1 protein-coding gene is annotated in these 1,207 nt (G+C 63.0%); it reads left to right on the forward strand.

Annotated features, from left to right (window positions below):
* Nucleotides 1-69: 69 nt before the first annotated feature.
* Nucleotides 70-1,160, forward strand: a protein-coding gene (locus tag ACVOLL_RS20555; protein ID WP_149500787.1) for an IS3 family transposase whose coding sequence is annotated in 2 segments (ribosomal slippage) — nucleotides 70-328 and nucleotides 328-1,160 — 1,092 coding nt in all. Because the reading frame shifts where the segments join, the coding sequence is not laid out codon by codon here.
* The last annotated feature ends 47 nt before the right edge of the window (nucleotides 1,161-1,207 follow it).

The following is a 1,207-nucleotide window of genomic DNA, read 5'->3' on the forward strand; positions in this document are numbered from 1 at the left end:
GCGACGCCCCCCCTCAATTGAGTAGCAAGCTGCTTTGGAGTCCAATCCCCAACGAGAAGGAGATTGGACGTGAAAAAGCGTTTCAGCGAAGAGCAGATCATCGGCTTCTTGCGTGAGGCCGAGGCCGGGCTGCCGGTCAAGGAGCTGTGCCGTCGGCACGGCTTCAGCGAGGCGTCGTACTACCTGTGGCGCAGCAAGTTCGGCGGCATGAATGTGTCGGAGGCCAAGCGCCTGAAGGAACTGGAGACCGAGAACGCGCGGTTGAAGAAGCTGTTGGCCGAGCAGGTCCTCGAGAACGAGGTGATCAAGGACGTGCTGCGAAAAAAATGGTGAGCGCACCCGCCCGACGCGAGCAGGTGCGCTACATGGCAAGAAAAGGACTCAGCGAGCGGCGCGCTCTGCGCGTGGTCGGCATGAGTGCCAGCGCACTGCGCTACACGCCTCGTCCGGACCGCAATGTAGAACTGCGGGCGCAGATCCAGGCCTTGGCGCATCGGCACAAGCGCTACGGGGTGGGCATGATCTACCTCAAGCTGCGGCAAGGCGGCCAGGTCGTGAACTACAAGCGCGTCGAGCGGCTGTATCAGCAGGCGAAACTGCAGGTGCGGCGGCGCAAGCGCAAGAAGGTGCCCCTGGGCGAACGGCAACCACTGATTCGTCCGGTTGCGGCCAACGAGGTGTGGTCGATGGACTTTATCTTCGATCGCACAGCCGACGGCCGTGTCATCAAGTGTCTGGTGATTGTGGATGACGCCAGCCACGAGGCGGTGGCAATCGAGGTCGAGCGTGCGATTTCGGGCCACGGCGTCAGCCGCGTGCTGGACCGCCTGGCACTCAGCCGTGGCCTGCCGAAGGTGATCCGGACCGATAACGGCAAGGAATTCTGCGGCAAGGCAATGGTGGCCTGGGCGCACGAACGTGGCGTGTCGCTGCGTCTGATCCAGCCGGGCAAGCCGAATCAGAACGCTTACGTTGAATCGTTCAACGGACGCCTGCGCGACGAATGCCTCAACGAACACTGGTTCCCGACACTGCTGCACGCGCGCACCGAGATCGAGCGCTGGCGGCGGGAGTACAACGAAGAGCGGCCGAAGAAATCGCTCGGCGGGCTAACGCCTGCCGCCTATGCCCAACAGCTGGCGGTGAAACCGCTACGATAAAGCCGGGCTCCAAACAGCTCCGCTACTGAAAGCGGGGGGACGTCGGG

It is taken from the genome of Stenotrophomonas sp. STEN035 (assembly GCF_056759935.1).